A 24,528-nucleotide genomic window follows, 5' to 3' on the forward strand; every position below is an offset into this window, starting at 1 on the left:
ATACTATATTTCGACAGGAGTGATACATGACCGACACGACCCTCTTCGACTTGCTCGAACGCCTTTCCAGCCTCACTCGCGCCTGGTTCCGCCAGCACCCGCTGCTGGCCGAGCTGCAGCCGATCCAACTCAGCGCGCTGATGTACCTGGCGCGCTGCAACCACTACTCCAACACGCCGCTGGGGGTGACCGACTATCTGGGGCTGACCAAGGGCACCGTGTCGCAGTCGCTCAAGGCGCTGGAGGCCAAGGGGCTGGTGGTCAAGACCCAGGACGCCCACGACCGGCGCAGCGTGCACCTGCAACTGACCGACAGTGCCCGTGCCCTGCTCGACGCGGTGCTGCCGCCGGACTTCCTCGCCACTGGCCAGGCGCGCATGGGTGAGCGCGGCGCGCAGTTGCAGGCGTTGCTCGGCGACCTGCTTGGCGAGGTGCAGCGCGGCACCGATGTGCCGGGCTTCGGCCTGTGCGCCAGCTGTCGTTTCCACCAGCGCGTCGACGGCCTGCCGTTCTGCGGCCTGACCCGGCAAGCGCTGGCCCCGCCCGACGCGGCGCTGATCTGCCGCGAACACCAGCCGCCGGAACCCGCCTGACGCTGCCATCCGTCCTGTAGGCCAGCGCTGGCCGCAGGCGCATCTAGACTCAAGGCGCGCTCGTCCGATCCCGGGGCGCCTTGCCGAGGACGCACCATGGGCCGGCTGGTCTGCGCGGATTTCGACGAATTCCAGGAAGCCCTCTACGGCGTGCAGGGGCACTACGTGTTGCGTTCGCGCCAGCAGCGCGATTGGCGCCTGCGCGTGGTCGAGTTGGGCGAGGTGGCGCTGATGTTCGGCCGTGAGGGCGCGGGCACGGTGTACAGCGGCGTCGGCCTGCCGGGTTTCTACAACGTCTTCCTGCCCTTGAGCCGGCATGCCTGCACGGTGCTCGGCGGCCAAGCCATGACCCCGCGGCTGGTCGGCTGGATGGTGCCCGAGGCGATGTTCCATATCGACGCCAGCCAGCCGGCCAGCTGGATGACCGTGGCGATGTCCTGCGAGCAGGTGCTGGGTTGGGCGCAGCGCCATGAGGACGAATTCGACCTGGGGTTGCTGGCGGGCAACCTGCTGTGCCCGGCGCGCCAGGACCTGGCGCCGCTGATCGATCTGGCCTTGCGCCTGCTGCGCATCGACCACTGCGCACCGCAGGAACTGCACACGCCCGCCGGCGAGCGCGCTGCCAGCAGGGATCTGCTCGACCAGGTGTTCCACAGCCTGCTGCCCTTGGCCCCGGCTCGCGGCGCCAGCCTCGGCCAGCACCACCAACGGATCTTGCGCCGGGCCCTGGAGTTGGTGCGTGCGACGGCCGACACGCCGCTGCACCTGGCCGATCTGTGCCAGGCGTGCAATACCTCCGAGCGCACCTTGCGCAACCTGTTCACCCGCCACCTGGGCATGAGCCCGCACCGCTACCTGATGCTGCACCGCCTGCATGCCATTCGCGCGGCGATTCTGCGTGCGGGGCTGGGCGAGACCATCACCGACATCTGCGCACGCTTCGGCGTGTGGGACTTCGGGCGCTTCGCCGGCGTGTACCGGCGGCACTTCGGCGAGCTGCCCTCGCAGTCGCTGCGCAGCCGACGAGCGACGCCACCGGCAGACGGGTTTGCCGATTTTACGTAGCCGGTCGTCGCCCGCGGTTGCCAGCATCTGGCCGATGCCTTGGCCTGACGCCGGGGCGCCCCGAACCTGGCAGAGGACACCTGCATGAGCAAGACAGCCCTGATCGTGGTGGACATCCAGAACGACTACTTCCCTGGCGGCCTGTGGACCCTGAGCAAGGTCGAGGCGGCTGCGGCCAAGGCCGCCGAGGTGATCGCCGCGTTCCGTGAGCGCGGTGACCTGGTGGTGCATATCCGCCACGAGTTCTCCAGCCCCGACGCGCCGTTCTTTCGCCCGGGCAGCGAGGGTGCGCGCCTGCATCCGAGCGTGATCAACCAGGGGGAAGAGCCGGTGGTGCTCAAGCACTACATCAACTCGTTCCGCGACACCGGGCTCAAGGAAGTGCTCGACAGCCATGGCATCGATGAGGTCGTGGTGGTGGGCAACATGAGCCACATGTGCGTGGATGGCATCACCCGCGCCGCCGTGGATTTCGGCTACCCGACCACGGTGCTGCACGACGCCTGCGCAACCCTGGACCTGGAGTTCGAGGGCGTGCGGGTACCGGCCGAGCAGGTGCATGCCGCGTTCATGGCGGCGCTGCGCTTTGGTTATGCGCCGGTGATCTCCACCGCCGAGTACCTGCGCCAAGCCCGTCGCTGAACCACGACAAAGGTGCCGATCATGATCGAGACCCTGTATTCGCGCAGCGATAGCGGCCTGCTGCTGGTCGACCCATACAACGACTTTCTCAGCGAGGGCGGCAAGCTCAACGGCCTGGCCAAGGCCGTGGCCGATCGGGTCGGCACCGTGGCCAACCTCACGGCGGTGCTTGCGGCGGTGCGGCGGGCAGGCATCCAGGTGTTCTATGTGCCGCACCATCGTGCCCGGCCAGGTGATTTCAGCGGCTGGAAGCATCCGAGCCCTTATCAGCTGGGGGCCAGCCGCGCCCAGGTGTTCGCCGAGGGCAGTTGGGGTGGGGAATGGCACCCTGCGTTCGTGCCGCAGGCGAGTGACGTGCTGGTGCACGAGCATTGGGGCGGCAGTGGTTTCGCCAATACCGACCTGGATCTGCAGCTCAAGCAGCATGGGGTGGTGAAGGTGATTCTGGTGGGCATGTTGGCCAATACGTGCTTGGAGTCTACTGGGCGCTTTGCCGCCGAGCTTGGCTATCACGTCACCTTGGTGCGCGATGCCACGGCGGCGTTCAGTGAGGAGGCGATGCATGCCGCGCATCAGATCAATGGGCCGACCTATGCCCACGCTATCGTCGATACGGCTGAATTGCTGGGGGCCTTGGTGATGCTCTAGCGCCACCCCGAAGGAGTGGATCATCACGCTGTTTCAAAGCCAAAGATCAAAAGCCTGTCAGATCAGCAGGCCGACCGCGTGAATATCCAGTCAGGGCGGTGGCGCCAATGCCCCTTTTCGCCCTTACGGCGACTTACTTTTTCTCGTGGGGAAAGTAAGCAGAACCGTGGCTCCTGCATCCGGCCCCGCTGAGGCACGTGTGAGGGCGGCAGCGGGGTCGCGTACAAGAACCTGTCCGATTGAGTAGAATCCGCAGGCCCTTTCGCCGCCGAGCCCGTCATGCCAAGCCCTGTTCTGCAACTGTTCCCCACCACTGTCGAACACGCCGAGGTGATTCGTAACCTCTACCAGTTCTACGCCTACGAATCCTCCGATTGGGAACAGGAAGACGTCGAGGCGGACGGCCGCTTCTACCTGCACGACGCCCATATGGACCGCTATTGGCAAAGCCCGGGCTGGAGCGCCAGCCTGGTGCTGCTCGACGGCTTGATCGCCGGCTTCGTGCTGGTCGAGCGCAGCGAGCTGCCAGGCCTCGATGCCCTGGAGCTGGCCGACCTGTTCATCCTCAAGCGCTACCGCCGCCAGGGCATCGGCCGGGCGGTGGCACAGCAACTGCTGTGCAGCGGGGAGGACGCCTGGTTGCTGCGCTGCTACCGCCAGGATGCCCCCGCCGTAGCGTTCTGCACCGCCGTCACCATGGGGCTGGCGCGCCCTGTGCGCCCGCTGGCGCTGCCCGACGAGCCACAGTTGCTGAATTTCCTGGTCACGCCGGCCAACCACTGAAACGTTTTTGCGGTCGATGCAAGAGAATTTTTGTGAGCCGCTTCACAAAAACGCGAAACTCAACGGCATAATGCCAGCACTCGATTGGTCCCGCAGGTTCAGGTAAACCCCATGTCGCTAGTGACAAGCCCCGACATCATGTACCGGCTGTTGATCCAGAGTGTGGCCGACTACGCCATCTACCTGCTCACGCCCGAGGGCGTGGTCGCCAACTGGAACCCCGGCGCCGAACGGGCCAAGGGCTACAGCGCGGGGGAGATCGTCGGCCAGCACTATTCGCTGTTCTACAGCGACGCCGAGCGCGAAGCCGGGGTACCGGCGCAGAACCTCGAACAGGCGCGCCACACCGGCCGTTTCGAGGAGCAGGGCTGGCGCCTGCGCAAGGACGGCTCGGCGTTCCGCGCCCATGTGGTGATCGACGCGGTACACGACGACAATGGCCACCTGGTGGGCTTCGCCAAGGTCACCCGCGACATTTCCGAACGCCACCACTACGAGCAGGAACTCCTCCAAGCCAAGGAGCTGGCCGAGCAGTACAGCCAGGAGATGAGCACGCTGTCGCGCTTCCTCGACTCGGTGATCGCCAATATCCCGGCCAGCGTCATCGTCCAGGACCTCGCCACCCAGCGTATCCTCCTGGCCAACCAGCAAGCCGAGCGGCTGTTCGGCGGGCATGGCGCGAGCATGATTGGCACGCTGCCCGGCGAATGCCTGGTGCGCGCCAGCGCCGAGTTCCTCGAGCAGCAGCTGGCCCGTGGCGCCCGCACCAGCAAAGGCTACATGGACGAAACCCGTGTCGACACCGCCATCGGCCCACGCACCCTGCGCAGCCGCGCACTGCTCAGCCAGAACCGCGATGGCCAGGCCGACTACGTGCTGTTCATCGCCGAGGACGCCACCGAAGAGCTGGCCGCCCACGCGCAGATCCACCACATGGCGCACCACGACGCGCTCACCGGCCTGCCCAACCGCACCCTGTTCCACGAACGCCTCAAGCAGGCGCTGGGCCGGGGCGAGGAGGGCGACAAGCTGACCGCCACCCTGTGCCTGGACCTGGACAACTTCAAGAACATCAACGACTCGCTCGGCCACGCCTTCGGCGACAAGCTGCTGCGTGCCCTGGGCAAGCGCCTGCGCCGCGAGCTGCGCGAGCACGACACCCTGGCGCGCCTGGGCGGCGACGAGTTCGCCGTGGTGCTGGCCGGGCTGGACAGCCGCGAGTCGGCCTGCAACACCGCGCGCCGGCTGATCGACGCGATCTGCCCCCCGTTCCACATCGAAGGCCACCAGTTCAGCGTGGGGGTGAGCATCGGCATCGCCTTCGCCCCTGAAGACCACGAGCAGGCCGAGCAATTGCTGGGCTATGCCGACATGGCGCTGTACGAGGCCAAGCGCAACGGGCGCAACCGCTACGAATGCTTCGACGTCGAGCTGGACGTCGCCGCGCGCCAGCGCCGTCTGGTCGAGACCGACCTGCGCACCGCCCTGCACCTGGGCCAGTTGCAGCTGCACTACCAGCCGGTGGTGGACCAGCAGAGCAACCTGATCACCGGCTACGAAGCGCTGCTGCGTTGGGAGCACCCGACCCGCGGCATGGTCATGCCGATGGACTTCATCCCCATTGCCGAAGAGACCGGGCTGATCCATGAGCTGGGCGCACGCGCGCTGAACCTGGCGTGCCAGGAAGCCGCCAGCTGGGGCAGCGAGCAGACCGTGTCGGTGAACCTCTCGGCGGTGCAGTTCAAGAACGCCGGGCTGGTGCACACCGTGGCCCTGGCCCTGTCCGACTCGGGCCTGGCGCCGCAGCGGCTGGAGCTGGAAATCACCGAGTCGGTGCTGCTGGGCAACAGCGAAGAGAACGTGCGCACCCTGCGCGCGCTGAAGGACCTGGGCGTGTCGATCTCCCTGGACGACTTCGGCACGGGCTATTCGTCGCTGGGCTACCTGCGCTCGTTCCCCTTCGACCGGATCAAGATCGACAAGTCGTTCGTCCACGACATGTGCGAAAGCCGCGAGGCGATGTCGATCATCCGCGCCATCACCGAGCTGTCCAACAGCCTGATGATCAAGACCACCGCCGAGGGGGTGGAGTCGGCCGAGCAGATGCAGCGCCTGGCGGCCGAAGGGTGCTCGCACTTCCAGGGCTACCTCTATGGTCGCCCGGCGCCGGCGAGTGAGCGGTTGAAGGAAGTGGTGGCGGTGGAGCTGTAGGAGGGGGCTTGCCCCGCGATGAGGGCACCACGGTTTTTCAACCCGCCCGAACTCTTCTAGAATCCGTCTAACCCGCCGATTCGAGACCTCCATGACCACCAGCACCCCGTTGTCCGGCGTCAACCAGCCACTGCGGGGCATCGTCCTGGTGGTGATGGCCACCTTCCTGTTCGCCAGCCACGACGCCCTGTCGAAATTCCTCGGCGGCCTGTACCCGGTGATCATGGTGGTGTGGGCGCGCTACGTGGTGCACACGCTGCTGATGGCCGGCATCTTCCTGCCCCAGGCCGGGCTGCGCGTGCTGCGCACCCGTCGCCCCTTGCTGCAGACCTTGCGTGCCCTGAGCCTGCTCAGCACCAGCCTGCTGTTCACCGCCGGCCTGCAATACCTGCCGCTGGCCGAAGCCACCGCGGTCAACTTCCTCGCCCCGGTGCTGGTCACCGCGCTGTCGGCGCCGTTGCTCAAGGAGCGGGTGACCGCCGGGCAGTGGGCCGCGGTGGTGATGGGCTTCATCGGCGTGCTGGTGGTGGTGCACCCGGGCGGGGCGATGTTCACCCCGGCCATCCTGTTCCCCTTCGGCTCGGCCCTGGGCTTCTGCTTCTACCAGTTGTTGACGCGCCTGGTCGCCGCCCACGACAGCCCGACCACCAGCAACTTCTACGCCGGCCTGTGCAACACCCTGGCGATGAGTGCGCTGGTGCCATTCTTCTGGCAGACCCCGCGCTGGGAGCATGCCCTGCCGATGGTCGCCCTGGGGGCTTGCGGCATGACCGCGCACCTGCTGCTGACCAAGGCCTTCCGCCACGCCGCACCCGCCTTGCTGGCGCCGTTCAGCTACTGCCAGATCGTCTTCGCCGGGTTGCTGGGCCTGCTGATCTTCGGCCATGCGCCGGACAGCACCAGCCTGCTGGGCATCGCCATCATCTGCCTGAGCGGCCTGGGCGCGGCGTGGATGCAGCGGCGCGGGTAGGCGTGCGGGTCAGCCGTGGACAGGCGTCGTGAGCGAGGCGGAACTTGACGCTGTTCAGGGCGGCTGTCGACCGCGTCGAGGGTTGCCCGCGATGACAGTCTCGCTCTATCACCCCTGAACACTCCTTCTATTAGACCTGCGCTGAAGCTCGACTAGTCTTGCCTGTGGCCTCGCGAAAAGCGCGCGCGGGTGGCGTGCCCGGATTTGCCGCCCCCGCCGCCGGCGCTGCCCCGAGCCCCTGTCGGCAAAGACCGACACGCCCTGATGACGAGACGGCCCGCGCCCACCGGCCCGGCCGAGCACAACTGGCATAGACCGGAAATCTGGATAACCGACCCAAAAGGTACCCGCAGATGTCGAACGAATCGAAATGCCCGTTCCATCAAACCGCAGGTGGCGGCACCACCAACCGTGACTGGTGGCCTGACCAGCTCAACCTTCGCATCCTCCACCAGCATTCGAGCAAGTCGGACCCGATGGACCCTGGCTTCGACTATGCCAAGGCGTTCAAGAGCCTCGACTTCCAGGCGCTGAAAAAAGACCTCACCGCGCTGATGACCGACTCCCAGGACTGGTGGCCCGCCGACTTCGGCCACTACGGCCCGCTGTTCATCCGCATGGCCTGGCACAGCGCCGGCACCTATCGCATCGGCGATGGCCGCGGTGGCGCCGGCTCCGGCCAGCAGCGCTTCGCCCCGCTCAACAGTTGGCCGGACAACGTCAGCCTGGACAAGGCCCGGCGCTTGCTGTGGCCGATCAAGCAGAAATACGGCAACAAGATCTCTTGGGCCGACCTGATCGTGCTCACCGGTAACGTCGCCCTGGAATCCATGGGCTTCAAGACCTTCGGCTTCTCTGGCGGGCGGGCCGACGTGTGGGAACCGGACGAGGACGTGTACTGGGGCTCGGAAAAGGTCTGGCTGGGCGGTGACACCCGCTACGGCAAGGCCCAGCCGCCGGGCAAGGGCGACCTGGTCGCCGAGCCTGCCAAGCGGCCTGAGGAAGAGGGCCGTGAACTGGCCGGTGAGCGCAACCTGGAAAACCCATTGGCCGCCGTGCAGATGGGCCTGATCTACGTCAACCCGGAAGGCCCGGAGGGCAACCCCGACCCGGTGGCTTCGGGCAAGGACATCCGCGAGACCTTTGGCCGCATGGCCATGAACGACGAGGAAACCGTGGCGCTGATCGCCGGTGGCCACGCCTTCGGCAAGACCCACGGTGCCGGCCCCGCCGACAACGTCGGCGCCGAGCCGGAAGCCGCGGGCCTTGAGCTGCAAGGCTTTGGCTGGGCCAGCAAGTACGGCAGCGGCAAGGGCGGCGACACCATCACCAGCGGCCTGGAAGTGACCTGGACGTCTACGCCGACCCGGTGGAGCAACGAGTACCTGAACAACCTGTTCAACTTCGAGTGGGAGTTGACCAAGAGCCCCGCCGGCGCCCACCAGTGGCAGCCCAAGGATGGCAAGGGCGCGAATACCGTGCCCGATGCCCATGACCCGGCCAAGCGCCACTCGCCGAAGATGCTCACCTCCGACCTGGCGCTGCGTTTCGACCCGATCTACGAACCGATCGCCCGGCGCTTCAAGGACAACCCGGACCAGCTCGCCGACGCCTTCGCCCGCGCCTGGTACAAGTTGATCCACCGCGACATGGGCCCGCTGGCGCGCTACCTGGGCCCGGAAATGCCGCAGGAGGAACTGCTCTGGCAAGACCCGCTGCCGAAAGTCGACCACCCGCTGGTGAACGAGCAGGACATCGCGGCGCTCAAGACCAAGGTGCTGGCCTCGGGCCTGAGCGTCGGCGAGCTGGTGTCCACCGCCTGGGCCGCGGCTTCGACCTTCCGCGGTTCGGACAAGCGCGGCGGGGCCAACGGCGGGCGTCTACGCCTGGAGCCGCAGAAGTCGTGGGCGGCCAACCAGCCTGAACAACTGGGCAAGGTGTTGGCGGCGCTGGAGAAGATCCAGGGCGAGTTCAACAGCGGCGGCAAGAAGATCTCCCTGGCCGACCTGATCGTGCTGGCCGGTTCCGCTGCCGTCGAGAAGGCGGCCAAGGATGCCGGGCACAGCGTCAGCGTGGCGTTCCGCCCTGGCCGTGTGGATGCTTCGCAGGCGCAGACCGATGTCGAGTCGTTCGCCGTGCTCGAGCCGCTGGCCGATGGCTTGCGTAACTTCAGCAAGGCGCGCTACAGCGTCAAGGCCGAGAAGCTGCTGTTGGACAAGGCCCAGTTGCTGACCTTGAGCGCCCCGGAGCTGACCGTGCTGGTCGGCGGCCTGCGAGTGCTCGGGGCCAACCACGGTGGCAGCAAGCTGGGCGTGTTCACCGACAACCCCGGCACCTTGAGCAACGACTTCTTCCGCAACCTGCTGGACATGAGCGTGGAGTGGAAGCCGACCTCGGCCGACAACGAAACCTTCGAAGGCCGCGACCGCAAGACCGGCCAGGTGAAGTGGAGCGGCAGCCGGGTCGACCTGGTGTTTGGCTCGCATGCCCAGTTGCGGGCGTTGAGCGAGGTGTACGGCAGCAGCGATGCCAAGGAGAAGTTCGTCAAGGACTTCGTCGCCGCCTGGGTGAAGGTCATGGAGTTGGATAGGTTCGACCTGCAATAGGGTTGCCCCCTCGCGAGGCAAGCCCGCTCCCACAGGTCCCCGGCCTCCCTCGGGGACCGCGGTACCTGTGGGAGCGGGCTTGCCCCGATGAGGCCAGCACGATGCCTCAGGCCGCCGCCTCCTTGCCTGTTACAACCACGGGCTTCGCCGGCTTCAACCGCGTCACCCCCAGCAGCACCAGCACCAACCCCGCCACCTGGTACCCCGACACCGCCTCGCTGAGAATCGCCCACGACGCCAGCATGGTCAGCACCGGCCCCAGGTTGCCCACCGCCGCGGTATGGGTCGGCCCCAGCCGCTGGATCGCCAGCGCCACCCAGTAGATGGGCAGCACCGTGGAGAACAGCGCCATCAACCCGGCATTCGCCCACACCGCCACCGGCAATTGCCCCAGTTGGCTGAAGTCCGCCACCCACAGGTAATGCGCCAGCACCATCAGCGACGACGCCGTGCCGCACAACCCGGCCATGCGCATCCCGCCCATGCGCTTGAGCATCACTCCGCTACCGGCGTAGTACAGGGCATAAGTGACCGCGCTGGCGAACACCCACAACGAGCCGACCAGCACCTGCTGGCCGGCCCCTGCGTTGCCCAGGTCATGCACGAAGGCGATGCCCAGCCCCAGGTAGCACAGCCCCATGGCCAGCAGCGTGCGTGGCGTGGGGCGCTCGCGCAGGGCGATGGCCTGGAACACCAGCACCAGGGTCGGGTAGGTGAACAGGATCAGGCGCTCAAGGCCGGCGCTGATGTACTGCAGGCCGTAGAAGTCGAACAGGCTCGACAGGTAGTAACCCAGCAACCCGAGCATCGCCACCCGCAGCCCGTCGCCCAGGGTCAGCGGTGTGCTCGCCTGGCGCCGACTGGCCCACACCAGCCAGGCGAACAGCGGCAGCGCCAGGCTCATGCGCAGTGCGAGCAGGGTGATTGCGTCCACCGGTCCGGCGGCATAGGCCAGCTTGACGAAGATGGCCTTGAAGCTGAAACCGAGGGCGGCGAGCACGGCATAGAGGCTGCCGTTCTGGCACTGGCGATGAAGGGAGGCGCGCAGGCGGTTCATGGATAGTCCGTAACAGAGTATGACGAAGGCTTATTCTGAGCAGAAGGCCGCTGCGCTAGAATCGCTTTTTCTTGAATATGGCTTTCGTTTTTGGAGAAACCCTCATGCACTTCGACCTGGCCGACTTGCGCCTGCTCATGGCGATCGCCAGCACCGGCAGCCTGAGCAAGGCGGCGGCCACCATGCCGGTGGTGGTGTCGGCGGCCAGCACCCGCCTGCGCCAGTTCGAGGCGCGCGCCGGGGTGACGCTGTTCGTGCGGCGCGCCGATGGTATGCACCTGACCCCGGCCGGGCGCTTGGTGCTGGAAGCCGCGCGTGGCGTGCTGGGCGAGGCGCAGAAACTGGATGACACGCTCAAGGAACTGGCCGGGCAGCGCCGTATCGACCTGCGCCTTGCCGGCTCCACGGTGACCAACAGCACGCTGCTGCCCACGGTGCTGGGGCCATTCCTGGCGGACTACCCGGAGGTCGACCTGCAACTGGTCGAGCACCGCAGCATCGACGTGTTGCGCGCGGTGCTGGCGGGTGACTGCGAGATCGGTGTGTTCGACGGTCACCTGGTCGACGACGGCTTGGTGTCGTTGCCGTTTCGCAATGAGCGCCTGGTGTTGCTGGTGCCGGCCGAGCACCCCCTGGCCGGGCGCGCACAGGTGCGCCTGGCCGACGCCCTGGGCCATGCCTTCGTCGGCCTGGCGGCTGAGCGTGCGATGCAGCGCTTCGTCGAGGAGCTGGCGATGAACCTGGGCATGCCTCTGAAAGTGCGCGTGCGTGCGCCGAGCTTCGAGGCTATCGCTCAGCTGGTCGCGCAGCGCGCTGGCATCGCCATGTTGCCGGAGGTTGCCGCGGTGCGCGCCGAGCAGGAGCTGGCGGTGCGCCGGGTGCACCTGGAGGAGGGCTGGGCGACGCTGGAGCTGCGCCTTTGTTTTCGCAGTTGGGAGGGGTTGAGTTCCCATGGGCGGCAGTTGGTGAGTTTTCTGTCCGGGGCCTGAAGGGGGCTTTGCTGGCCCCGCGAGAGGGCCTGTGCAACCCGACAGAACGCCCGCCATTGGCCGCCGCGCCCCCTGCGAAAACCCCGGCGAACGCTTACAATCAGCCACCTTTCCCCGCAATGCAGGCCTTTTGCCCTATGGCACTCGATCCACCCACGATGCTGACCCTCTCGGTCGCCCTGGCGGCCGCCGCCGCGCTGTACCTGGCGATCGAGTGGCGCAGCATCCGCGAACCCTCTCTGCTGTTCTGGAGCGCGGGTTTCGCCACCATCACCGTGGGCTCGACCCTCGCCCTGTTGCGCATGAACGGCCTGTTGCTGGTGGGCATCTGGTTCGCCAACGGCTTGTTGGTCGTGGCGCATTTCTGTTTCCTGCTGGGGGTGGCGCGATTCACCGAGGTTCGCCTATCGCGCGCCTGGTACCTGGTGTTCGCCGCCTGGGCCGGGTTGTTGCTGCTGCCGGAGGGGCCGCAGTGGTCGAAGGTCATGCTGGTGGCCAACTCGCTGGCGGTGGCTGTGTTGTCGCTGCGCGCGAGCTTCCTGCTGCGGCCCCACGGCCGCTCGTTGAGCGTTGGCGCGGTGCAGTTGCGCTACGTGCTGTTGGCCCATGGTGTGTTCTACCTGGCCAAGATGATCCCGGCGTTGGTGCCGGGCACGCTGATCGACCTGGCGGCCTTTCGAGGCGAAATCATCCAGGTCTCGCTGGTCGAAGGCACCATGGCGATCATGCTGATCGCCCTGTCGATGACCGGCACCGAACGCTACCGGCGCGAGGAGCGCATCGCCCGCCTGGCCTCCCACGACCCGCTGACCGCCCTGTACAACCGCCGCGCCCTGGAGCTGCGTGCCGGGCACCTGCTCAAGGGCATCTCGCCCGCGAGGCCGGGGGCGGTGCTGTTGATCGACATCGACAACTTCAAGTCGGTCAACGACCTGCACGGGCACACGGCGGGCGACCGCCTGCTGGTGGCGCTCAGCGACATGATCCGCGCGGCGCTGCCCGAGGGCGCGCTGGCGGCGCGGCTGGGCGGGGACGAGTTCGTCATCCTGCTGGGCGAGGCGTCCAGCGAGCGGGTGGTGACGCTGGGCGGTGGCCTGCGCGAGCAGTTCCAGCACTTCGCCGCGCAGACCTTCGCCACGCCCCAGGCGGTGACCCTGAGTATCGGTGCCGGGCTGTTCGACCAGCCACCGGCGAGCCTGGCGGCGTTGATCGAGCAGGGCGACGTGGCGTTGTACGAGTCCAAGCGCGGGGGACGCGACAGCATCCGCCTGGTGGATCGGGTGACCCCGAACCTCTAGGGGCGGCCTCTTGACGGTGGCTGCTCTATGCCGGCCTCAACCTTCCCCTGGTTGCGTCGCCAGCCCCGCGCGCCGCTGCGGGTACAACCACACCGCCAGCGCCCCCAGGGCCACCGTCAGCCCCGCCAGCAGCAGGATCACCCCACGTACCCCCAGCGGCGCCGCCAGCGCCGCCACCAGCATGCCTGCCAACGGCTGCGACAGGTTGTTGAGCAAGGTGATCACCCCCACCGTCTTGCCGAAGTCCGCCGGCGGAATCACCTGCTGGCGCACGTTGCGCATGTACACGTTGAACATCTTGTCGAAGCCGACGATCAGCAGGAACCCCACCACATACCCCGCTAGTCCGGGGCTCCAGGCGCTGGCGAAGGCGCCGCTGGCGATCATCAGGTAGCCGACCACGCCCATCAGCCCCAGCGGCAGGCTCACCCGGGCGAGGAAGAACAGGATGGCGATGGTGGTCAGCGCCCCCGCCACCTGCAAGGCTGCGTAGGCGTCCTTGTCGGCACCGTGCTCACCGATCACCAGCGCCGCCGAGGTCGCCAGGGTGACGCCGACGATCAGGTTCACCCCCACCGCCAGGGTGATGATCTTCTTCAGCGGCGCCTGCGCGCGGATGTGCCCCATGGCGATGCCCAGCGAACGCGCCAGGCCGGCGTGCTGCGCCGGCACCCGCACCTCGATGGCGCTCCAGCGCTGCCAGGCGATCATCGCCAGGTCTGCCAGCAGGAACACCCCGGCGCTGGCCAGCACCACCCAGTGCCAGGCCCAGGCTTCCAGCAGCAGCGCCGCCAGCACCGGGCCGAGCACCAGGCCGCTCTGGTCGGCGATCTGCGAGTAGGACAGGGTACGGGTGTAGCTGTACTGGGCGAAGATGTTCGGCATCAGCACTTCGCGGGCCATGATGCCCTGGGTGGTCAGCACCCCGCACAGGGCTGACAGCGCCACCAGCCAGGCGATGCTGTCGAACACCAGGTGCAGGCCCACCGCCGCCAGGCACACCAGCGCCCGCCAGGCCTGGCTGATGTGCAACAGGCGCACTGGCGACAGGCGGTCGCACAGCGCGCCGCATACCGGGAAGGCGAGGAACCGCGGCAGCGACTCGACGAAGAACGCCAGGCCCGCCCAGGCCGCGCTGCCGGTGCTCTGGAACACGATCAACGGCACGATGAACAGCAGCACCTGGTCGCCTAGCCGCGACAGGAACAGCGAGAGGAAGAAGGCCAGGTAGTCCTTGCGCATGAGAGGTATCCGTTACCGTGGGTCCAGGGAACGGCCGGCCTTCAGTAGGCCGAGCCGTGTGGGTCGTTGAGGTTGTGTCGCTCATCGCCGCGCAGCGGCGGGTTGAACACGCTGACCAGCACCAGGTCCTGGTCCCTGCCACCACGCAGGTAGTGGCGGTCGTGGTCGTTGAGCACGTACACATCGCCGGGGCGGATCGGGTAGACGTTGCCGTGCATGTCCTCGACCTCGCCCTCGCCGCTGATGCAGTAGCACGCTTCGAGGTGGTTGCGATAGTGCAGCAGCGACTCGCTGCCGGCGCGTACCACGGTATGGCACACGGTGAAACCCATGGCGTCCTGGGCGGTGATCAGGCGATGGCTGGTGCCGGCGCCCCATTCGACGAAGTGCGGGGTGTTTTCGACTTCGGATTTGCTGCGAACGAACATGTGAAGTGCTCCGGTGAAGAGGGTGTCTGGTCAGGTCGGTTGTTGCCGGTGGCTGTCGGCGCAGGCCTGCAAGGCCATGGCCCAGGCCACGTCGCGGTGCAGGGCCATGGCCTGGACATCGCGCCAGTGGCGTTGCAGCGCATCGCCCATCGACAGCGACGAGGCGCCTTGCTGGCGCACCAGGCGCTGCACCACGCCGACGCAGCGTTGCGCCAGGTAGCTGCGGTCGCGGCGCAGGGCCAGTTGCTGCGCGGCGTCCAGAGGCTCGCCCGCCACGCCGGCGTCGTGCAGCCGCGCCAGCAGCGCCTGGTACAGCAGGCGCGCGCAGGCCAGTTCGGCCGCGGCGTGGGCGGTCTGCTCGAGGCCGTGAGCATCCAGCGCCCGGCCCTGGCGGGTGAAGCCGTCGAGGTGGCGCGCGTAGGCACCCTCGGCGCAGCCCAATAGCGGACCGATGATCGAGGTGGTCAGGTAGGGCACCAGCGGCACATGGTCGAGGTAGCCCGAGGCGCCGCGCTGCGGGCGCTGGCCGAACAGCACCGGCAGCGCCATGACCTGTTCGTGAGGCACGCACAGGCCGCGCACCCGCACGTCGTGCGAGCCGGTGGCGGCCATGCCGCACGGCGCCCAGTTGCCGAGCACCTCCAGCGCCGCGACCGGCACCGGCAGCAGCCAGCGAGTGGCCGGGTCGGCGTCGGGGTGGCCGGCGCACGGGGCGTTGAGCAGCAGCCAGGTGGCGTCCTGGATGCCTGAGCTGAAGCGCCAGCGGCCCTCCACTTGGATGCCCGCGGGGGTCCACGTGAAGCGGCTGCTGTCGCTGGCCGAGGCCGAGGCGAACAGCTGCTGCGCGCCACTGGCGTACAGGGTCTGGCGCAGGGCCGGCGGCAGGCGTCCGACGATCGATGCGTGGCCGCCGACCAAGGCGATCATCCAGGCGCTGGACGGGCAGGCGCGGGCGGCGATGCGTGAGATTTCCAGCAGCGTCGGCCAGCGGCTGTCGCCGGGCAGCGGGCTGCGCGGCGACACCAGGTCGAGCCAGCCCTCCTGCCACAGTGCGGCGAAGCCTTCGGCGCCCAGGCGCGCGCGCTGCTCGCTGGCGGCGGCGTCCTCGGCCCAGCGGGGCAGGTTGGCCAGCGCCCGCTGGCACAGGCCTGGCGCGGCGGCAGCGTGGTAGGTGGCGGCTTCAAGCATGGGCATGCGCGCCGCCGAGCTGCTCGGGCGCCTCGAAGCAGAACCCGTCGGGCTGGACCACCGGCCCCAGCGCGGCGACGAAGGCGTCGAGGCGCTCACGGTCGTCCGAGGCGACGAACTCATAGAAGTTGCTGCTGTTCCACAGCAGGCGCACATGGCGGAACTGCCCGTGCAAAGCCTCGAGCAGGGCCGCGCGGGTGACCTGGCCGTTGTGCATCTGTTCGAGCATCTGCTGGCGTTTCCAGGCGATCTCCTGCGCGCTGAAATAGCGGGTCTTGAAGCCTTCGTCCTTGACCCGCTCGCGGCGCAGGTATTCCTGCGGGTCGTCGTGGTTGAGCTTTTCCAAAAACAGCGCCAGGCCGCCCGGCTTGAGGAAGCGCTTGAGGTGCGCCACGTGCTGCTGGCGGGCCTGGCTGTAGAACTGAAACGCGGCCATCTCGTAGATGAAGTCGAAACCGGCGGCGCCGGGCTCGGGTTCCAGGGTCAGGAACGAGTGCGGGTAGAAGCGCGACAGTTGCGGGTCGGCGTGGCGTTCGAACGGCGCCTGGTTGGCTGGGTTGGGCGAGGTGGTCAGGCTGTGCACGCGGCCCTCGCTGTGCCCGGCCAGGGCGCGGCCATGGCTGCCGTCGAAGGCGTCGACCTCTAGCAGCCGGCAAGCGCCGGGTGCCTGGCGGGCGAGCTCGGCCAGGGCCACGCCGACCCGGCACAGCTCCTCGAGGATATACGGCACACTGGCCAGGAAGTGGGTGAACAACGGCCCGGCGCCGGCGATCAGGCGGTCGTGGTAGTCGAGCAGGCGCGGGTCGCGCAGTTGCTCACGCAAATGGCTGGCCACCGATTGCGACGGCACCTGGCTGGCGCCAGTTGCCAGGCTGTGGAAGTGCGCGGCCAGCTTGAGCATGGCGCTGTGTTGCAGGTCGTGGGCCAGTGGGTTGGCCGGGGTAAGGCTGGGCATGACGGTGCTCCTGCGGGTCAGATCAATCCCTTGCTGGTGAATTTGCCCGAGTCGGTCTTCGGCAGCGCCGCCAGGAACACGCACTCGGTGGGCACCATGTGCCAGTCCAGGTGTGCCTGACAGTGCGCGAGCAGGGCGTGCTCGGTGGTGTCGGCGTGGGCGGGGTCAAGGACCACGCAGGCCCTTGGCACGTGCCCGGCGGACTCGTCGGGCACCGGCACCACGCGTACCTCGGCGACGGCCGGATGGGCGGCCAGGCATTGCTCGATTTCCCTTGGGTTGACGTTCCAGATATTGCGCGCGAACACGTCGTCCCTGCGGGCGACGTAGTACAGGTAGCCCTGTTCGTCGATGCGGAACAGGTCGCCGGTGCGGTACAGCCGCGCATGGCCGAAGGCGTCTTCGACGAACGCCTCGGCGTTGGCCTGGGGTTGTTGCCAGTAGCCGAGCATCAGGTAGTCGCTGGTCACCAGCAACTCGCCGACCTGGCCGGGCCGTTCCACGGGGCGCAAGTGTTCGTCGACCAGGTACACGCTGACCCCTGGCAGTGGCTTGCCCACCGAGGTCGGGTGCGTGTCGATGTCTTCCGGCGGCAGGTAGCTGACCCGCTTGCACTCGGTGAGGCCGTAGTTGGAGAACAGCCGCACCCGCGGCAGCGCCTGGCGGATGCGCTGGATATGCCGCACATGCAGCGCTTGCCCGCTGCTGGACAGGTAGCGCAGGCTCGGCACCCGCGCCTGCCAGTGCGGGTCGGTGGCGGCGAGCAGGAAGAACACCGGCGGGAACACGTGCATGCCGCTGACCCGTTCGCGCTCGACCACCCGCAGCACGTCCTCGGCGCCGTTCGGGGCGCGCCGTTCGATGACGCTGGTGGCGCCGACGTACAGCGGCATCAGGGTGTTGTACACGCCGTAGTCCGAGGCCAGGGTCGAGTAGCTGAGGACGCGGTCCTCGGGGGTGATCTCCAGGTAGCGGGTGACGCTGGCGCAGGCGGCCAGCATGATCCGGTGGTTCACCAGCACGCCCTTGGGCGCGAAGGTCGAGCCGGAGGTGTAGAAGATCGAGGTCGGTCGTTCGAGGTCGGCGGGCAGCGTGGGTGGGGCTGTCGGCGGCTGGGCGGCGAGGGCGCTGGCCAGTTCGACCACTCCGGGCGGGCAGTCGGCCAGGGGCTCGGTGACGATCACCTGGGTCAGCCCGGCCTGCTCGATCAATGCGGGCAGGTCGTCGGTGCGGTCGGTGATCAGCACCCGAGCGCCGGACTGGCGCAACTGGTGGACCAGCTTGGCGCGGCTCAGCGTGTGGTGGGTGGCGGCGCTGATCGCACCGCAGTGCAGGGTCGCCAGGTAGGCGGCGAGCAGGGGCACGGACATCGGCGCATACAACCCGATGCGCTCGCCGGGCTTGACCCCCAGCCGGGCCAGCAGGGCGGCAGTGGCCTCGACGCTGCGTTGCAGGGCTTGATAGCAGGTGGCATGGCCATCCAGCACGATGGCGTCCTTGTGCGGGTGGCGCTCGGCGTTGCGGGCGATGACCTGGTGCAACTGGGGCATGGCGAAGTTCCTTTTTGCCGTGGGCGGTCAGGCGTGGCGTTTGCGCGCACAGACCGAAACATAGGTGCCTTGCCAGGTATAAGGCGCAATGGGAAGTTGTTCGGCGTCGCTCAGCGGCCAATGTTGCCGGTCGAACAAATGTCGCACCTGAATAATCTCGAAACCGCTCAGCCAGCGGTCGAAAAAGGCTTCGGCTTGTTGGATGCCGAGGCCGGCTTCCTTGTCCCAGACGAACGGCTCGCCGCTGGCCTGGAAGTGCCGGGAGAGGTCGGCGAGCAGGTCGACGAACAAATGACCGCCGGGTGTGAGCGCCTGCAGCAACTTGGGCATTACCTGTTCCAGTTCGGCGGGGGGGAAGAAGTGCAGCACTTCGGAACAGACCACCACGTCATAGGCGCCGGTTGCGGGCGTGTAGTTCAGGATGTCGGCCTGCTGGAAGTCGAAGCGGCCGGCGACCACGCGGCTGTCGATCATGTCCACGCCGGTGACGGCGAAGCCTTTGTCGGCCAGGGCCAGGAGGTTGCGGCCATCGCCGCAGCCAAGCTCCAGCGCCTGGCCCGGGCCGTTGCCGAGGGTGGCCAGGAACTGGCGGAATTCGGGGCGCAGCTCACCAAACAGCACGCCATTGGCGCAGGCGCTGTATTCGCGTTCGTACCAGTGTTTGAGTACGGAACTGTCGACGATTTTCATAAGGGTATCCCGGGGCGAAAGTGGGCCAGATAGGCGCAGAGAGACGGCCTAGTTGGAACTATCGAGGGCGGGATAAATAAGACGGGTAATGGGAAGTGCGGGCGTGGCGAGGCATGGGAAAGTTCCCTTTATTTGTTATTGTCGTCCTTGGCGTTATCAGGCGCTGGGGGCGCCTGTAACGTGGCGGTCAGTTTTGATTTGTCGGGGGGAACTGTCAAGGCGGGTGTGTATTGGGTTTTCAAGTATTTCGTCACGGGGTGGTGACAGTGGTGTGGAAGTTTGTCAGCTGTAGGGTTTTGTTTATATAAGTTGGGATGTTTGTTGTGGGGAGCGCATTGCGGGGCACGCCCGCTTCTGCAGGTACCCCACCGTCCTCACGGGCTGCGCCGTACTTGTGAGCGGGCTTGCCCCGCGAATCTAAAGTTGCGGTCGGGCGGCCTGGGGCGCGAGGGCCTGCATCACCACCTCGGCCAGTTCGGCCAGGCGCGGGTCGCCATCGCCCTGCAGCAGCAGGAACTGCGCCGACGGCAGCGCCGGTAGCCGTGCGTCGCGCAGTATCGCCATGTCACCCTCGGCCAGGGCCGCCGCGTTCAGGCAGGCCACGCCCAGCCCTGCGGCCACTGCCGCCTGCAAACCGGCCACGCCGGACGCCACGTGGTTCACCACATGGGGAATGCCCTGCGCTTCCAGTTGACCCAGCGCCAGGCGGTGCAGTGCGCAGGTCTCCGGCAACAGGGCCAGCGGGATGGGTTGCCCTGGCGCGAGCCGCCGCGCACCCGGCGCTGCCACCCAGTGCAGCGCCTCGCTGCGGATCACCCTGGCCTGGCGCGCTGCCAGCGGCTGGGTGCGCAGGATGATCGCCAAATCCAGCGCACCCTGGCGATGCGCGGCCTCGATCTCGTCGCTGCGCCCCACCAGGGTGCGTAGGCGCAGGCGAGGGTAGTCAAGGCCCAGGCGTGCCAGCAGGCGGGTCAGCTCGGCAGTGCGGAAGTAGTCGGTGATGCCCAGGTGGACCTCGCCCTCCAAGGGCACCGCATGCAGGTCACGCCAGGCGGCATCTGACAACGCCAGGATCTGCCGGCCATGCTCCAGCAGCCGCTCGCCGGCCGGCGTCGGCCGTACCCCGGCCTTGCTACGCACCAGCAGCGCCTGCCCGGCGCGTTCTTCGAGCTTGCGCAACTGCTCGCTCAGCGATGACTGCGACAGGTTGCGCAGGCGCGTGGCCGCCGACAGGCTGCCGGCGTCCACCGCTGCCACTAGGGTACGCAGCTGTTCCAAGTCGAATCCGCGCATGTTCAGCCATCCGTAATGACGATGGATAACATCATATCTTCCCGCTTTTACGATTCAAGGCCGCGTCGCACACTGGCCTCACCCCACTGAACCGGAGCATCACCATGCCGCATATCGTCCTGCAACTGTCAGGCCCGCGCGACACCGACCTGGGTCGCCAGGCCGTCGCACGGATCAACCAATTGACCGCCGACGTGCTCGGCAAGCCTGGCCCGATCATGGCCACCACCGTGCACTACATCGCCGACGAGGATTGGTACATCGGCGGCACGCCGCTCGCCGAGTTGGGCGGGCGCGCGTATTACCTGGAGATCAGTATCACCGACGAGACCAACACCAAGGCCGAGAAAGCACGCTTCCTGCGTGAGGCGCACCAGGCCCTGGCGCAGTTGCTGCCGGGGTTGCACGAGGCGTCGTACATCCACCTGATCGATGCGCGGGCGGCGGCGTATGGGTACGGCGGGCGCACGCAGGAGTGGCGGCACCAGCAAGCGGGTGTGTGAAGCGGGCTTGCCCCGCGATGGGGCCACACCTATGCTCGCTGACCATGGACCGCACCGCGCCACCAGGACTTGCCATGGACACCTTCCTGCGCCGCTACACCGAACTGCCGTTCCTCATCGACTATCTGCAAACCCGCGAACTGGTGCTGCTCGACCCGGCGACCTGGGACGACCGCAACGATGCCTACTACATCGAGCAGTACGCCCGCCTCAAGGGCTACCAGCGCACCTACGCGCTGTGCCTGGCCGAGGCCTCGGAGACCTACCATCACTGGCGGGTGTTCTCCCACGGCAGCAGCGGTGTGTGCGTCGAGTTCCATCAGGAGCGGCTGCTGGCGGCGGTCTTGAAGGTCGAGGGCCTGCGGGCCGAGAAGGTCAGGTACGGCAAAATGGCCGACCTGAGTGCCCGTGCTCCGCAGCAGGACGAGTTGCCGTTCATCAAGCGCCATGCCTTCGGCGACGAAAAGGAGTTTCGGCTGTTCCATTGCTCGGTTGAGGCGGGCCCGCCGGTCATGCGCGTGTCGGTCCCACTGAACTGCATCAGCCGCATCACCTTGAGTCCGTGGCTTCCCGCCAGCGTTGCCGACCACGTCAAGACGACCTTGAAGGCGATACCTGGCTGCAGCAAATTGCGCATCTATCGCTCCACCTTGGTGGAAAACCAGCGGTGGAAAAAGTTTGCCGGGCCTGCGCCGGCATAGACGCAAGCGGTCGCTTCAAATCCGCTTGGCCATCTCGGCCGTCGCCGCCCAGCCCAGCCCGGCGTAAACCGGTCTTCCTGCCTCGGTGGCGTGCAACACGGCAAACCCCAGGCCGCGCCGGGCGAACTCGGCCTCGGCCAGCTTCATCAGCGCCGAGGCCAGGCCCTGGCGACGATGGCTGGGCTCGACGTAAACGTTCAGCACGTAGCCCCGCGCATCCTGGGTCGGGTGCGCCGGGTGCGGTGGCCAGTCGAGGCTCATCAGACCGATCGCCGCGACGGCCTGGCTACCGTCCATCAGGGCGAAACCGTAGTAGCGGCCATCCTCCAGGCGCGGGCGCAGCCAGGGCGCGAAGTGTGCGGTCATCAGGTGCAGCTGCGCCGCGTCGCCGCCGGCTTCCAGGAACATCGCCTGGCGGTGGCGGCAGATCATGGCGTGGTCGGCTGGCGTCAGCGTGCGGGGTGTGAGGTCGTTCATTGGCGGTACCTGGGCGGTGGGCTTCATACTAGGCGCCGATGCCCTCCCGCGACAGATACAGATGCCTGGAAAAGCCACCCTACAGGCCGGTTGCCGTGGCGCGGGTTTACAGGTGATGATCGCCAGCGAAGCGAACCTTGCCTGTGGAGGCCACCATGCCCTTGACCGTGCTCCTGCGTTGCCATGACCTGGAAGAGACCCGCACCTGCTACCGCGACCTGGGGTTCTCGGTCTCCGACTCGGTCCAGGGCACCGTCACTGCGCGGTTGCAGGACTGCAACCTGGTGTTCACCCAGGAAGACCTGTGGCCGCAGCCGGTAGGCTGCAGTGGCACCTTCTACCTGGTGCTCGCCGACGTCGACGCCTACCACGCGACGGTCAAGGACCACGCTGACATCGCCTGGCCATTGCAGGACATGCCCTACGGCTCGCGCGAATTCGGCCTGCGTGACTGCAACGGCTACTTGCTGGCCTTCGCCCAGCATCACTGACGCCCGTTCGGCGGCCGGCGCCGTCCCCGCACGGCTCGGTAACTAGACTGCCCAGGTGTTCCCCCGAACCTGTGGAGCAGTGCGATGACCAGCAAGAACACCATCTGCCTGTGGTTCAACGGCGACGCGCAGGAGGCCGCCGAGTTCTATGCGCGGACCTTCCCCGACAGCGCGGTGACCGCTGTGCACCTGGCGCCGGGCGACTACCCCTCGGGCAAGGCGGGCGATGTCATCACCGTGGCGTTCCGGGTGATGGGCATTCCCTGCCTGGGCTTGAACGGCGGCCCGATCTTCAAGCACAGCGAGGCCTTCTCGTTCCAGGTGGCGACCGACGACCAGGCTGAGACGGACCGTTTGTGGAACGCGATCGTCGACAACGGTGGCGAGGCCAGCGTGTGTGGTTGGTGTCGGGACAAGTGGGGCCTGTCGTGGCAGATCACCCCGCGGGTGCTGACCGAGGCCATCGCCAACCCCGACCGCGCGGCGGCCAAGCGGGCATTCGAGGCGATGATGCAGATGGGCAAGATCGATGTCGCGGCGATCGAGGCGGCGCTGCGCGGGTGATGGCGCAGCGGCCCAGACACACCAAAGACAGTCGCTCAGCGCACCGGCTCGATCACCCGGGTGATCGGGTGCACCTGATCCTCCACATGCCACTTCACCCATAACCGCCGCCGCGGCTCATCCTTGCCATCCGGTTCCAGCGACAGCCAGTTGCGCCGCGCCACCAGGCAGCGCCCGTCATAGCCGATGGCCTGCATCTCGGCGGTGAGGTCGGTGTCGATCTTCTCGGTGGTGCTGGTGATCGTCTCCAGCGTGCGCACCATCAACGCTGCCAGCGGCGGATGGACGATGCCGGTGGAGATCAACTGGTGGATGCTCTCGGCGCCCCGGTTGCCGTACTTCGGGCTGGTGCTGCGGATCACGCTGGCCGCCGCCAGGTGCACATCGCCCGACACCAGGGTGACCTTGCAGTTCTTCGCCTCGGCGAAGTCCAACAGGCCATAGAGCAGCTGCTTGCGTTCGTTGCGGTGGGGCTGGTGGCGCCAGTGGTCGCGGAAGTCGTCTTCCGGGCCGATCTCGCCCGGTATCCACTCCACCAGGGTTTCCAGCAAGGCCAGGTTGACGAACGCCACCGGGATGCTGGACACGCACAGCAGGTGCGCATGGGCATCCTTGCCCAGGTTGGCCAGCCACTGCTGGAGATGTCGGTGGGTGGTTTGCGACATCACCTGGGTCGGGCTCTTGAGGTTGCCGTTGCGTGTGGTGATATCGGGGCGGCGCTCCGAGCGCAGGTCCGGCACCAGGAGCGCCAGCTTGCCCAGGTTGGCGAAGCCGAAGGTGAAACCGTCCGGGGTCAGGGCGCCGGGGCGGCGTTCGTCCGCCCGCAGCTGTTGCTGGAAGATGCGGAAGTAGGCGGTGGCGATGCGCAGCAGGTTCTGGTGCACGGGCGACTCGTGCAGCGCCTGCGGGTAGGAGCCCCAGCCATCGATGATGTCGTGGTCGTCCCACATCATCAGCGTCGGCACGTGGCTGAGCATGTGCAAGATCTCCGGCCGGGCCCAGTACTCCTGGTAGACCGAGGCGAAAAACGCATCGGCCTGCTGGTCCATGGCCGGGCTCCAGGCGTTCTTGTGGCGGTTCCACGAGAACTGCTTGCTCCACTCGTGCAACGGGCCTGGGCCTTCGAGCAGGGCATCGCTGTAGACCTGGTCGCCACCCATCACCAGCAGGTGGTAGGCCGCCTGCTGGTGGGCCTTGGCCATGTGCGCCCAACGCTCGCCATAGCGTGCGCCAAGCTGGCCGATGTGCTTGTAGCTGGAAACGCCGGAGCAGGAGGCATAGGCAATGCGTGGCGACTGCCCCTTTTCCGGCACCTGGAAGCTGCCGGCGCCATCGCCCAGGCGGTAGTCGATGATTTGTCGGGCGCGGGTCTGGGCGATGCGCATGTCCAGGCGCCAGACCTTCTGGGTGGGCGCGTTGAGTGGAATGCTGGCGATTTCCACCAGCGTGGCCTGCACGCCAGCAGGTACCTGATGGGGTGGGGCAGGCAGGGCCAGCGGCTGCACCCAGAGCGCCGAAACCCAGTAGAGGCCTTCTTCGATGCCGCGAAAACTCAGGACCGGGCCGAACGTCGTGCTCATGGGG

General features: G+C 67.3%; 24 protein-coding genes. 14 read left to right on the forward strand and 10 right to left on the reverse strand.

Annotated features, from left to right (window positions below; all coding sequences use genetic code 11):
• Positions 1 to 26: 26 nt before the first annotated feature.
• The 8 genes from P0Y43_RS00950 to katG all read left to right on the forward strand — a co-directional run bounded on the left by P0Y43_RS00950 (position 27) and on the right by katG (position 9,518).
• Entirely contained in the window at positions 27 to 593 is a 567-nt protein-coding gene (locus P0Y43_RS00950) for a MarR family winged helix-turn-helix transcriptional regulator (protein WP_275635417.1), read from the forward strand.
• Positions 594 to 689: 96 nt separating this feature from the next.
• The gene (locus P0Y43_RS00955; protein ID WP_275635418.1) at positions 690 to 1,658 is read left to right on the forward strand and encodes a helix-turn-helix transcriptional regulator; all 969 of its coding nucleotides are present in this window, start codon (positions 690 to 692) and stop codon (positions 1,656 to 1,658) included.
• A gap of 84 nt (positions 1,659 to 1,742) precedes the next feature.
• Complete coding sequence (locus tag P0Y43_RS00960) at positions 1,743 to 2,300, forward strand: cysteine hydrolase family protein (RefSeq protein WP_275635419.1); 558 nt, start codon at positions 1,743 to 1,745, stop codon at positions 2,298 to 2,300.
• Positions 2,301 to 2,321: 21 nt separating this feature from the next.
• Positions 2,322 to 2,948 carry an isochorismatase family cysteine hydrolase gene (locus P0Y43_RS00965; RefSeq protein WP_275635420.1) on the forward strand — a complete coding sequence of 209 codons (627 nt, stop codon included), beginning with the start codon at positions 2,322 to 2,324 and terminating at the stop codon, positions 2,946 to 2,948.
• 279 nt (positions 2,949 to 3,227) lie between these two features.
• Complete coding sequence (locus tag P0Y43_RS00970; protein WP_275635421.1) at positions 3,228 to 3,731, forward strand: GNAT family N-acetyltransferase; 504 nt, start codon at positions 3,228 to 3,230, stop codon at positions 3,729 to 3,731.
• A 111-nt stretch (positions 3,732 to 3,842) separates the two neighbouring features.
• Positions 3,843 to 5,942, forward strand: a complete 2,100-nt coding sequence (locus P0Y43_RS00975) for a putative bifunctional diguanylate cyclase/phosphodiesterase (RefSeq protein ID WP_275635422.1) — start codon at positions 3,843 to 3,845, stop codon at positions 5,940 to 5,942.
• Positions 5,943 to 6,033: 91 nt separating this feature from the next.
• Positions 6,034 to 6,912: a DMT family transporter gene (locus P0Y43_RS00980; protein WP_275635423.1), complete on the forward strand. Its 879-nt coding sequence runs from the start codon at positions 6,034 to 6,036 to the stop codon at positions 6,910 to 6,912.
• Between the two features lie 353 nt (positions 6,913 to 7,265).
• Positions 7,266 to 9,518 (forward strand): catalase/peroxidase HPI, encoded by a 2,253-nt coding sequence (gene katG / locus P0Y43_RS00985; protein ID WP_275635424.1) that lies wholly within the window; start codon positions 7,266 to 7,268, stop codon positions 9,516 to 9,518.
• Between the two features lie 106 nt (positions 9,519 to 9,624).
• Here katG and P0Y43_RS00990 read toward each other — a convergent pair whose 3' ends face one another.
• Positions 9,625 to 10,575 (reverse strand): DMT family transporter, encoded by a 951-nt coding sequence (locus P0Y43_RS00990; protein WP_275635425.1) that lies wholly within the window; start codon positions 10,573 to 10,575, stop codon positions 9,625 to 9,627.
• A 104-nt stretch (positions 10,576 to 10,679) separates the two neighbouring features.
• Here P0Y43_RS00990 and P0Y43_RS00995 point away from each other — a divergent pair, with 104 nt between their 5' ends.
• Positions 10,680 to 11,564 carry a LysR family transcriptional regulator gene (locus tag P0Y43_RS00995; RefSeq protein ID WP_275635426.1) on the forward strand — a complete coding sequence of 295 codons (885 nt, stop codon included), beginning with the start codon at positions 10,680 to 10,682 and terminating at the stop codon, positions 11,562 to 11,564.
• Positions 11,565 to 11,701: 137 nt separating this feature from the next.
• Positions 11,702 to 12,862 (forward strand): GGDEF domain-containing protein, encoded by a 1,161-nt coding sequence (locus tag P0Y43_RS01000; protein ID WP_275635427.1) that lies wholly within the window; start codon positions 11,702 to 11,704, stop codon positions 12,860 to 12,862.
• A 36-nt stretch (positions 12,863 to 12,898) separates the two neighbouring features.
• On the opposite strand, the gene P0Y43_RS01005 is transcribed toward P0Y43_RS01000, so the two are convergent.
• From P0Y43_RS01005 to P0Y43_RS01035, 7 genes are all read right to left on the reverse strand, one after another.
• On the reverse strand, positions 12,899 to 14,104 hold the full coding sequence (locus P0Y43_RS01005) for an MFS transporter (protein WP_275635428.1): 1,206 nt from the start codon (positions 14,102 to 14,104) through the stop codon (positions 12,899 to 12,901).
• A gap of 41 nt (positions 14,105 to 14,145) precedes the next feature.
• Entirely contained in the window at positions 14,146 to 14,532 is a 387-nt protein-coding gene (locus P0Y43_RS01010) for an ectoine synthase (protein WP_275635429.1), read from the reverse strand.
• A 30-nt stretch (positions 14,533 to 14,562) separates the two neighbouring features.
• A complete protein-coding gene (locus tag P0Y43_RS01015; protein WP_275635430.1) occupies positions 14,563 to 15,726 on the reverse strand; it encodes a hypothetical protein in 1,164 nt (387 codons plus the stop codon).
• Entirely contained in the window at positions 15,713 to 16,675 is a 963-nt protein-coding gene (locus P0Y43_RS01020; protein WP_275635431.1) for a class I SAM-dependent methyltransferase, read from the reverse strand. The genes P0Y43_RS01015 and P0Y43_RS01020 overlap by 14 nt, the downstream gene beginning before the upstream one ends.
• 17 nt (positions 16,676 to 16,692) lie before the next feature.
• Positions 16,693 to 18,225: a class I adenylate-forming enzyme family protein gene (locus P0Y43_RS01025; RefSeq protein WP_275635432.1), complete on the reverse strand. Its 1,533-nt coding sequence runs from the start codon at positions 18,223 to 18,225 to the stop codon at positions 16,693 to 16,695.
• A gap of 27 nt (positions 18,226 to 18,252) precedes the next feature.
• A complete protein-coding gene (locus tag P0Y43_RS01030) occupies positions 18,253 to 18,915 on the reverse strand; it encodes a class I SAM-dependent methyltransferase (protein WP_275635433.1) in 663 nt (220 codons plus the stop codon).
• A 417-nt stretch (positions 18,916 to 19,332) separates the two neighbouring features.
• The gene (locus P0Y43_RS01035) at positions 19,333 to 20,208 is read right to left on the reverse strand and encodes a LysR family transcriptional regulator (protein WP_275635434.1); all 876 of its coding nucleotides are present in this window, start codon (positions 20,206 to 20,208) and stop codon (positions 19,333 to 19,335) included.
• 104 nt (positions 20,209 to 20,312) lie between these two features.
• Here P0Y43_RS01035 and P0Y43_RS01040 point away from each other — a divergent pair, with 104 nt between their 5' ends.
• Together P0Y43_RS01040 and P0Y43_RS01045 are read left to right on the forward strand one after the other, a co-directional pair.
• The gene (locus tag P0Y43_RS01040; RefSeq protein ID WP_275635435.1) at positions 20,313 to 20,711 is read left to right on the forward strand and encodes a tautomerase family protein; all 399 of its coding nucleotides are present in this window, start codon (positions 20,313 to 20,315) and stop codon (positions 20,709 to 20,711) included.
• Between the two features lie 74 nt (positions 20,712 to 20,785).
• On the forward strand, positions 20,786 to 21,412 hold the full coding sequence (locus tag P0Y43_RS01045) for a hypothetical protein (RefSeq protein WP_275635436.1): 627 nt from the start codon (positions 20,786 to 20,788) through the stop codon (positions 21,410 to 21,412).
• A 15-nt stretch (positions 21,413 to 21,427) separates the two neighbouring features.
• On the opposite strand, the gene P0Y43_RS01050 is transcribed toward P0Y43_RS01045, so the two are convergent.
• Positions 21,428 to 21,889 carry a GNAT family N-acetyltransferase gene (locus P0Y43_RS01050; protein WP_275635437.1) on the reverse strand — a complete coding sequence of 154 codons (462 nt, stop codon included), beginning with the start codon at positions 21,887 to 21,889 and terminating at the stop codon, positions 21,428 to 21,430.
• Between the two features lie 155 nt (positions 21,890 to 22,044).
• Between P0Y43_RS01050 and P0Y43_RS01055 the strand changes: the two genes are divergently transcribed.
• Together P0Y43_RS01055 and P0Y43_RS01060 are read left to right on the forward strand one after the other, a co-directional pair.
• Positions 22,045 to 22,380 (forward strand): VOC family protein, encoded by a 336-nt coding sequence (locus P0Y43_RS01055; RefSeq protein WP_275635438.1) that lies wholly within the window; start codon positions 22,045 to 22,047, stop codon positions 22,378 to 22,380.
• Positions 22,381 to 22,464: 84 nt separating this feature from the next.
• Positions 22,465 to 22,944, forward strand: coding sequence for a VOC family protein (locus P0Y43_RS01060; protein WP_275635439.1), 480 nt, complete (start codon positions 22,465 to 22,467; stop codon positions 22,942 to 22,944).
• A gap of 35 nt (positions 22,945 to 22,979) precedes the next feature.
• On the opposite strand, the gene P0Y43_RS01065 is transcribed toward P0Y43_RS01060, so the two are convergent.
• On the reverse strand, positions 22,980 to 24,524 hold the full coding sequence (locus P0Y43_RS01065) for an alkaline phosphatase D family protein (protein WP_275635440.1): 1,545 nt from the start codon (positions 24,522 to 24,524) through the stop codon (positions 22,980 to 22,982).
• Between the last annotated feature and the right edge of the window lie 4 nt (positions 24,525 to 24,528).

The sequence above is a fragment of the Pseudomonas entomophila genome (genome assembly GCF_029193575.1).
Lineage (GTDB): Bacteria > Pseudomonadota > Gammaproteobacteria > Pseudomonadales > Pseudomonadaceae > Aquipseudomonas > Aquipseudomonas entomophila_G.

Bases quoted from the DNA above. Each gene is read 5' to 3' on its own strand.
- P0Y43_RS00950 (WP_275635417.1), top strand. From the start codon at position 27: ATGACCGACACGACCCTCTTCGACTTGCTCGAACGCCTTTCCAGCCTC.
- P0Y43_RS00955 (WP_275635418.1), top strand. From the start codon at position 690: ATGGGCCGGCTGGTCTGCGCGGATTTCGACGAATTCCAGGAAGCCCTC.
- P0Y43_RS00960 (WP_275635419.1), top strand. From the start codon at position 1,743: ATGAGCAAGACAGCCCTGATCGTGGTGGACATCCAGAACGACTACTTC.
- P0Y43_RS00965 (WP_275635420.1), top strand. From the start codon at position 2,322: ATGATCGAGACCCTGTATTCGCGCAGCGATAGCGGCCTGCTGCTGGTC.
- P0Y43_RS00970 (WP_275635421.1), top strand. From the start codon at position 3,228: ATGCCAAGCCCTGTTCTGCAACTGTTCCCCACCACTGTCGAACACGCC.
- P0Y43_RS00975 (WP_275635422.1), top strand. From the start codon at position 3,843: ATGTCGCTAGTGACAAGCCCCGACATCATGTACCGGCTGTTGATCCAG.
- P0Y43_RS00980 (WP_275635423.1), top strand. From the start codon at position 6,034: ATGACCACCAGCACCCCGTTGTCCGGCGTCAACCAGCCACTGCGGGGC.
- katG (WP_275635424.1), top strand. From the start codon at position 7,266: ATGTCGAACGAATCGAAATGCCCGTTCCATCAAACCGCAGGTGGCGGC.
- P0Y43_RS00990 (WP_275635425.1), bottom strand. From the start codon at position 10,575: ATGAACCGCCTGCGCGCCTCCCTTCATCGCCAGTGCCAGAACGGCAGC.
- P0Y43_RS00995 (WP_275635426.1), top strand. From the start codon at position 10,680: ATGCACTTCGACCTGGCCGACTTGCGCCTGCTCATGGCGATCGCCAGC.
- P0Y43_RS01000 (WP_275635427.1), top strand. From the start codon at position 11,702: ATGGCACTCGATCCACCCACGATGCTGACCCTCTCGGTCGCCCTGGCG.
- P0Y43_RS01005 (WP_275635428.1), bottom strand. From the start codon at position 14,104: ATGCGCAAGGACTACCTGGCCTTCTTCCTCTCGCTGTTCCTGTCGCGG.
- P0Y43_RS01010 (WP_275635429.1), bottom strand. From the start codon at position 14,532: ATGTTCGTTCGCAGCAAATCCGAAGTCGAAAACACCCCGCACTTCGTC.
- P0Y43_RS01015 (WP_275635430.1), bottom strand. From the start codon at position 15,726: ATGCCCATGCTTGAAGCCGCCACCTACCACGCTGCCGCCGCGCCAGGC.
- P0Y43_RS01020 (WP_275635431.1), bottom strand. From the start codon at position 16,675: ATGCCCAGCCTTACCCCGGCCAACCCACTGGCCCACGACCTGCAACAC.
- P0Y43_RS01025 (WP_275635432.1), bottom strand. From the start codon at position 18,225: ATGCCCCAGTTGCACCAGGTCATCGCCCGCAACGCCGAGCGCCACCCG.
- P0Y43_RS01030 (WP_275635433.1), bottom strand. From the start codon at position 18,915: ATGAAAATCGTCGACAGTTCCGTACTCAAACACTGGTACGAACGCGAA.
- P0Y43_RS01035 (WP_275635434.1), bottom strand. From the start codon at position 20,208: ATGCGCGGATTCGACTTGGAACAGCTGCGTACCCTAGTGGCAGCGGTG.
- P0Y43_RS01040 (WP_275635435.1), top strand. From the start codon at position 20,313: ATGCCGCATATCGTCCTGCAACTGTCAGGCCCGCGCGACACCGACCTG.
- P0Y43_RS01045 (WP_275635436.1), top strand. From the start codon at position 20,786: ATGGACACCTTCCTGCGCCGCTACACCGAACTGCCGTTCCTCATCGAC.
- P0Y43_RS01050 (WP_275635437.1), bottom strand. From the start codon at position 21,889: ATGAACGACCTCACACCCCGCACGCTGACGCCAGCCGACCACGCCATG.
- P0Y43_RS01055 (WP_275635438.1), top strand. From the start codon at position 22,045: ATGCCCTTGACCGTGCTCCTGCGTTGCCATGACCTGGAAGAGACCCGC.
- P0Y43_RS01060 (WP_275635439.1), top strand. From the start codon at position 22,465: ATGACCAGCAAGAACACCATCTGCCTGTGGTTCAACGGCGACGCGCAG.
- P0Y43_RS01065 (WP_275635440.1), bottom strand. From the start codon at position 24,524: ATGAGCACGACGTTCGGCCCGGTCCTGAGTTTTCGCGGCATCGAAGAA.